We start from the raw sequence: 7,230 nt of genomic DNA, 5'->3' as shown, positions 1-7,230 counted from the left end.
GCGGCGGGGCTGGCAGTGGCCGGCCCGCCGGGGGCCAGTGCGAGGGCGGCCGCGAGGGCGGTCACCGCGCCGAGGGCGGCGGCCCGCCCTGACGCTCTGCGGGGGATGGTCATGAGGTGCCTTCCGGGAGGTCGACGGGACGCGCTGCCCCGGAGTCAACCATTGGCGGGGCGCGCTCGCTCGTCGGAGGTTTCTGCCGGCCTCCCGGGGTGCCGCGCCTGTCGCGCTGAATCGCGCGGGATCGCGCGGAGTGGGGTTCTCGCCGCTCCGGTGCTAGGGTTGCGGTGGTTGACGTTGCAGTTCCTCTCAGGACGAGCCCGCCTTGATCGGCGGGCTCTTTTCGTAGGGCCAGCACTTCGGTGCCCGGCCGTGGGTGTTGCACCAGCCAGGAGCTCCCCGTCCGGGAGGGCTCCATCGGCTAAATCAGGAAAGAGTTACTCCCATGGCACAAGGCACTGTGAAGTGGTTCAACGCGGAGAAGGGCTTCGGCTTCATCGCCCAGGACGGCGGCGGCCCCGACGTCTTCGTCCACTACTCCGCGATCGAGACCAACGGCTACCGCTCCCTCGACGAGGCGCAGCGGGTCGAGTTCGACCTGGCTCAGGGCCCCAAGGGTCCGCAGGCCGAGCGGGTTCGCGCGCTCTGACGCACCGGCCGCCCTCAGGCGGCTGCGCCACGAGGCCCCCGTCCCTTCCCAGGGGCGGGGGCCTCGTCGTGCCGTGAGCGCCTGCTCGCGTGCTGGCTCAGGTGCCCGCGGGCTGGGCCGAGGCGGCGGTGCGGCGTCGCCGGCCGGCGCGGCGGCGGGCGTTGGTGACCTCCCGCTCCATCGAGGCCAGGTCCGCCAGGTGGGTGGCCCGGGCCCGCAGCTGGTCGCTGAGTGCCTGGTAGTCCGGGCTGAGCACGGTCAGCGGACCACGGTCCTTCAGCGTCGCGAAGATCCCGTCGTTGCTCACGACCATCACCCGCAGGTGGCGCGCCGGGATCGCCCGGGCTGCGTCGAGCAGGACGTGGTCGGCCAGGTCGTGCCCGTCGTCGACGGCCCGGGCGTGCTCGATGAGGTCGCCCAGGTGGGGCTTCGCCCGTCGCACCGCATCGTGCTGGCCCGCCATCGTGACGTCGTCGAAGCCCCGCGCCAGCGTGGCCAGCGCCGTGACACGCTCCTGCCAGCGCACCCGCCCGGCCCGCAGGTTGTCCAGGTCCACGAGCAGCAGGGTGGGGGCGTTGGACGCGGACCAGGCCGGGTCCTGCTCGAGCCAGTGGCGCACGGCTTCGCCGAGGTCGGTGAAGCCGTGGGGCGCCGACGGGGCCGCCGCCCGGCCGGACGGTCGCGCGGCGGGCCGGCCGGAGGGTCGGGAGCCGGCTTGGGCACCGGTCTGCGATCCGGCCCGGGTTCCGGACCGCGTGCCGGCCCGGGTCCCCGCCCGGGGCTCGGGACGGCCGGCGGGCAGCCGCGCCGGCGGGACCGGGATCCAGTCGTACTCGTCCCACTCGGGGGCCTGCCCACCTAGACCCATGCGTGCGCCGTCGTCGTGTCCACGGGCACAGCATCCCGCATCGGCCCACCGGCGCGCCCGCGCGTGTCGGCCCGGCGCGTCGGCAGGCGTCCCGAAAGTGGACGGGGGGCATACCCCTGCCGGTGGCCGGTGGTCGATGATGGGTGGGTGCACGGCGACGGCAACGGCTGGACCTGGTGTGCCCACGGCCACCGTCACTGGGGCGTGCACGGTGCCGCCGGGCTCATGCTGCGCAGCCGGGATGCCCACGGCGAGCCGCGGATCCTCATGCAGCACCGCGCCTCCTGGACGGCCCACGGTGACACCTGGGGGCTGCCCGGTGGCGCCCGGGACAGCCACGAGAGCCCCAACGAGGCGGCGCTGCGTGAGGCGGCCGAGGAGACCGGCATCGTCGCCGGCTCGGTGCAGCTCGTCGACGAGCTGGTCGACGACCACGGCGGCTGGTCCTACGTGACGGTCGTGGCCGAGGCCCCCCGCCTGCTGGCCGTGCGGCTCAACGCCGAGAGCGAGGCGCTGCGCTGGGTCCGGGAGGCGCTGGTGGACCAGCTCCGGCTCCACCCCGGCTTCGCGCGCACCTGGCCGCGGCTGCGGGCCCTGGGCCGGGCGGGATGACCGGGCGGCGCTGATGCGCAGGCGGGGCGACCGGGCCGGCCGCGGGGACACCCGCCGCACCGTCGCGCTCTTCCGCCGCTACGCGGGCACGCAGGGGCGCTCCATGCTCTACGCGGTCGTGCTGCTCACCCTCGAGGCGCTCACCGCCGTCGCGCTGCCCACCCTGATCGGCGCCCTGATCAACGTGCTCAAGGACGGCGCGCGCTGGCAGCTGTTCTCCTGGAAGCCGGCGGCAGGCTCCACGACCGTGGTGCTGGCCGGCGCGATCGTCGTCGTGACCGCCGTCAACAGCCTGTCGGACTCGATGGCCGAGATCTCCCTGGCCAAGGCCGGGCGCACCCTGGGCTACAACCTGCGGGCCGCGATGTTCGGCCACCTGCAACGCCTCTCGCTGGCGTTCCACCTGCGCCGGCGCACCGGCGACGTGCTCAGCCGGATCACCAGCGACGTGCAGGCCCTGGAGGAGTTCGTCTGCGACTCGGTCAGCGACCTGCTCGGCAGCGCCCTGCTGCTGGCCGGGACGATGGCCTACCTGCTGTGGAAGTCCTGGCGCATCGCGCTGCTCGCCCTCGTGGTGGTGCCGGTCCTGGCGCTGATGTCCAACGCGTTCGCCAGGCGGATCAAGGAGGCCTCCAAGGAGCAGCGCGCCCGCGAGGGCGACCTGGCCTCGACCGCGCAGGAGATGCTCTCCTCGATCAGTGTCGTGCAGACCTACGGCCGCGGCGACGCCGAGGAGCGCAAGTTCGCCAGCGAGAGCAGCTCGGCCATGGCGGCGATCCTGCGCACGGCGCGGCTGGAGGCGCTGTTCAGCTTCACGGTGAGCATGCTCGAGGCGGTCGTCATCGCCGCGGTCGTGCTCATCGGCAGCCGGCTGGTCGGGGCCCACGTCATCGACGCCGGCCTGCTGGTGGCGTTCATCCTGCTCATCCAGGGGATGTTCAAGCCGACCCGGCGGATCATCAAGGAATGGAACACCGTCGGCAAGATCTACGCCAGCGTGGAGCGGATCTCCGAGCTGCTGGAGCGCCGGCCCGCGGTGGTCGACACGCCCGACGCGATCGAGGCCCCGCCCCTGCACGGGCACATCGAGTTCCGCGACGTCAGCTTCGCCTACCAGCCGATCGGCGAGCAGGACGGCGACGACGCCCCGCTGCGCACGGCCCTGGACCAGGTGAGCTTCACCATCGAGCCCGGTGAGGTGGTGGCCCTGGTCGGGCACAGCGGCGCCGGCAAGAGCACCATCGCCCAGCTGCTGCCCCGGCTCTACGACCCCCACGCGGGAGCGGTGCTCTTCGACGGCTACGACATCCGGGGCTTCACCATCGCCTCGTTGCGGGCGCAGATCAGCATGGTGCTGCAGGAGACGGTGCTGTTCACCGGGACCGTGGCCGACAACATCGCCTACGGCCGGCCGGACGCCAGCCGCGAGGACGTGGTCGCCGCGGCCAAGCTGGCCAACGCCCACGACTTCGTCACCGCCATGCCGAACGGCTACGACACCGTCCTCGGCGAGCGGGCGGCCACGCTCTCGGGCGGGCAGCGCCAGCGGCTGGCCATCGCCCGGGCCTTCATCCGCGACACCCCGGTGCTCGTGCTCGACGAGCCGACCACCGGCCTGGACGCCGAGTCCACCCACCTGGTCGGCCAGGCGCTCGCCGGCCTGGTCCGTGGCCGCTCCACGGTCATCGTCTCGCACGACCTCAACCTCATCCGCGACGTGGACCGGATCCTGGTCATCTCCGCCGGCCGGGTCCTGGAGGAGGGCACCCCGGCCGACCTGCTCGAGCGCGGCGGGCTGTATGCCGACCTGTACGTGCGCCAGTTCGGCCAGGCCATGGGGGTGGGCGCTGCCGCGGCCGACGGCGCCGGCCGGGTCGAGGAGTTCGAGGCGGCCCTGGACGAGGCGGTGCCACTGCCCGCGACGGCGGAGACCTTCCGCCGGCTCACCGGCCGCGCCCTGGCCCCCGTGGGCGTGGCGCTGGAGCAGAGCGACCTCGACCCGCTGCGGGCGCCCGCGCTGAACCGGGCGCTGCCCGGCCTCATCGAGGCCCTCGACCCCGAGGCGATGGGCCCGCGGCTGCAGTCGCTGCTGCGCGAGTCGTGGGCGCTGGACTGGTGCACCCCCGGCAAGGCCGTCGTCGAGCCGAGGGCCGGGGCCACCGTCCGCTACCGGGTCGGGCTGCGACACGTGGTGTCGGGCCACACGGTGGAGACCCTCGTCGGCGGGCGCATGTTCGCCGCCCCCGAGCTCGCCCAGCGCTGGCACGCCGCGACCACCCCGCTGGTAGAGCAGGCCGCCGGCCACCAGGACCTCGCCCCCTTCGCCCGGCCGGCCTCCCTGGTGCCGGAGCTGTCGATGGTGCTGCACGCCTTCCCGGTGGACCCCGACCTGCCCGGCCTGGTCGGTGCCACGGACGTCGCCCGGCTGACCCGGGCGCTGGAGCCCGGCCTGGCCGCGTCGCTGGACGGCCTGGGGCTGGAGGGGTGCCGCACCGGGGTGGTGCAGTACGCCCGGCGCGGGCACGCGGTCCTGCGCCACGAGCTGGTCTGGCGGATCGGGCCGACCGGCCGCACGGTCAAGCAGGTCGTCTACGGGCGGGTCGACGCCGACGACCGCGGCCGGCTCGTCGGCCGGGTGGCCACCGCCCTGCGCGGGCACCTCGAGGCGGCCGGCGAGGCGGCGCACCCCTTCCTCGTGCCCCGGCTGCAGGGTCAGGCCCCCGACCTCGGCATGGTCCTGCTCGAGGCCCTGCCCGGCACCCCGCTGCTGCCCGGGCTGGTGCGTGCCCATTACGCCGGCGCGCCCGCGCCGGGCCCCGGGGAGCTCACCGTCGAGTCCGCCACCCGGACCAGCGCGCGGATCGCGGCGACGTGGCACGCCTGCGGCCTGCGGCTGGGCCCCACCCGCACCCTGCACGGGGACGTGGACGCCCTGCGCGAGGACCTCGACGCGGTCGCCCCGCTCGCGCCGGCCCTGGCTGCCCGGCTGCAGACCCACCTGTCCGCGGTGCTCGCGCTGGGGATGGGGGAGGGGCCGGCCGGGTTCGCCCACGGCGACCTGACCCCCTCGCGGGTGATCTTCGACGGTCCGATGAGCAGCATCGTCGACCTCGGGCACACCTGCACCGCCGACCCGGCCCTGGACGTCGGGCAGTTCGTGGGGCACCTCGCGGTCACCACCCGCAAGGCGCGCGCGGCCGCCGGCCCCGGGGCCGATGGCTCCGGCCAGGACCCCGAGCGGATGTTCCTCGAGACCTACCTGGCCGCGGACCCCGCCGGCGCGGACGCGCTGCTGGCCCGCGTCACGGCATACCGGCAGGTGTCCCTGGCCCGGCTGGCGCTGCGCAGCTGGTGCCAGCTCAAGCCCGACCGGCTCGGCCTGGCCCTGGCGGCGCTGGAGGCCCCGCTGCCGGCCGACCTGAGGGTCCGCGCCTGAGAGCTGAACCGGCCTAGGCCGAAACACGTATCCACCTGTGCTGCAAGGGGTTCAGCGGTGCGTTGACACCCCTCGGCAACGGGTTTTGGATGGTCTGGTCCGCCGTGGACACCGGACTGTGCCGCCACGTCGAGCGGAGCTGTCATGACCGGCCGCAGGTCGCGCTACATCTACGCAGGGGTCGCGGTGGTCCTTGCCCTCGCCCTCGGGCCGGCGCCGCTCGCCTGGGCCCACACGCACCCCACCCCGACCGAGCGGGCCGCGCCGGCCGTGGTGTGGGTCGAGGCCCGGGCGCAGGTCGAGGTCGCCCTCATCGAGCACCGGCCGGTCGGTGACCCCTCGGGCGTGCACATCGGGATCATCCAGAGCACCTGGAACCCGGTGCTCGCCTCGGCCAGCGGCTTCGCGGTCGACCCGTCCGGGGTCGTCGTCACCACCGGGGCGCTGGGCGCGGCCGACCTCACCAGGGCCGAGGTCTACGCCGTGAACCAGGCGTTCCTCAAGCAGTACGGCAGCGCGGCGCCGCTGCCGGCCGACCCGTACTCCCGCCACCACATCGGGCCGGCCGGCGACCGGACCGAGGACCGGCTCCAGGCCTGCTACCCCGGCGGGCAGACCAACGACGCCGGCGGCTGCGTGGTCCGGGCGACGTGGGACTTCCGCGTCTACCCCTACGTCACGTCGCAGGCCCGGTTCGGCGCGTTCCCGGCCGAGGTGATCGGCAAGCCCACCGCCGACGTGACCGTGGTCCGGGTCCGTGGCGCCACCAGCATGCCGACCGTCGACCTGGGCCGGTCGACCTCGGGGGCGGAAGCCCTGTCCGCGCTCGGCTTCACCGGCGTGCCCGGCCCGACGACGCCCCTGCTGGCGCTCAACACGCACCTGGCCACCGTCGGTGGCACGGCGCTGAAGACCACGGGGCTCACCGCCGCCGACCTGGCGGTGGCGCTCCGGCTCGGACGGCTCGTCCCCGCGGGGCTGACCGGTGGGCCCCTGGTGGCCGAGCAGGGCCAGGTCATCGGCCTCCTCGTGCCCCCCAACGGCCCCGCCAGCGCGAACCCCTCCGCGGCCAGCCCCTCCGACGTCGCCAGCAGCACCCCGACCCCGGCCACACAGAGCGCGACCACGGCCGCCAGCCCGTCGGCCTCGGCGTCGCCCAGCCCGGCGAAGACCGCGACGCTGCCGCCGTCGGCCGCCCCACGCCTCGTCACCGCCACGGCCATCACGGCGGCGCTGCGGGCCGCGGGCGTCACCCCGCACCGCGGGCCGGTCGACACCTCCTTCGAGCAGGCGATGCACCTGTTCAAGAACCGGGGGTATGCCGGGTCGATCCCCGGGTTCCGCAACGCCCTCGCGCTGTTCCCCGGCCACTACCTGGCCACCCAGAACCTGGCGATCGCCACGAAGCTGCGCGGCAGCTCGGTGAGCCAGTCCGGGCAGATGCCCGGCATGCCCGGTCAGGCCGCCGCGGACACCTCGAGCTCGGTCTCGCCCTGGCTGGTGGCCGGCCTGGTGCTGCTGGGGCTGGTCCTGCTGGGCCTGGTCGTGTGGGCGGTGCTGCGCCGACGGCGTACGCCCGGTCCGGCCTCCCCGGTGCCCCCCGTCGCGGCCGCGCCGCAGGGCACGCCTCCGGCACCGGCGATGGCCACCGCCGGGGTGGCCGGCGCC

At 75.0% G+C, this 7,230-nt stretch carries 4 protein-coding genes and 1 pseudogene; 4 read left to right on the top strand and 1 reads right to left on the bottom strand.

Annotated features, from left to right (window positions below):
* The first annotated feature begins 442 nt into the window (after nt 1–442).
* Complete coding sequence (locus VF825_RS06860; RefSeq protein ID WP_141788164.1) at nt 443–646, top strand: cold-shock protein; 204 nt, start codon at nt 443–445, stop codon at nt 644–646.
* A gap of 97 nt (nt 647–743) precedes the next feature.
* Here the strand turns inward: VF825_RS06860 and VF825_RS06855 are convergent, their stop codons facing one another.
* On the bottom strand, nt 744–1,514 hold the full coding sequence (locus VF825_RS06855) for a hypothetical protein (RefSeq protein WP_331111513.1): 771 nt from the start codon (nt 1,512–1,514) through the stop codon (nt 744–746).
* 147 nt (nt 1,515–1,661) lie between these two features.
* On the opposite strand from VF825_RS06855, the gene VF825_RS06850 reads away from it, so the two are divergent.
* The 3 genes and pseudogenes from VF825_RS06850 to VF825_RS06840 all read left to right on the top strand — a co-directional run.
* On the top strand, nt 1,662–2,126 hold the full coding sequence (locus tag VF825_RS06850) for an NUDIX domain-containing protein (protein WP_331111511.1): 465 nt from the start codon (nt 1,662–1,664) through the stop codon (nt 2,124–2,126).
* 13 nt (nt 2,127–2,139) lie between these two features.
* Complete coding sequence (locus VF825_RS06845; RefSeq protein WP_331111508.1) at nt 2,140–5,562, top strand: ABC transporter transmembrane domain-containing protein; 3,423 nt, start codon at nt 2,140–2,142, stop codon at nt 5,560–5,562.
* A 144-nt stretch (nt 5,563–5,706) separates the two neighbouring features.
* Nucleotides 5,707–7,230, top strand: a pseudogene (locus VF825_RS06840) (hypothetical protein); the annotation flags it as partial.

This window comes from Oryzihumus sp. (assembly GCF_036391795.1).
In the GTDB taxonomy this organism is placed as follows: Bacteria; Actinomycetota; Actinomycetes; order Actinomycetales; family Dermatophilaceae; genus Oryzihumus.
The sequence above is the reverse complement of the archived record's forward strand: the minus strand, read 5'-3'. Positions and strand labels throughout refer to the sequence as shown.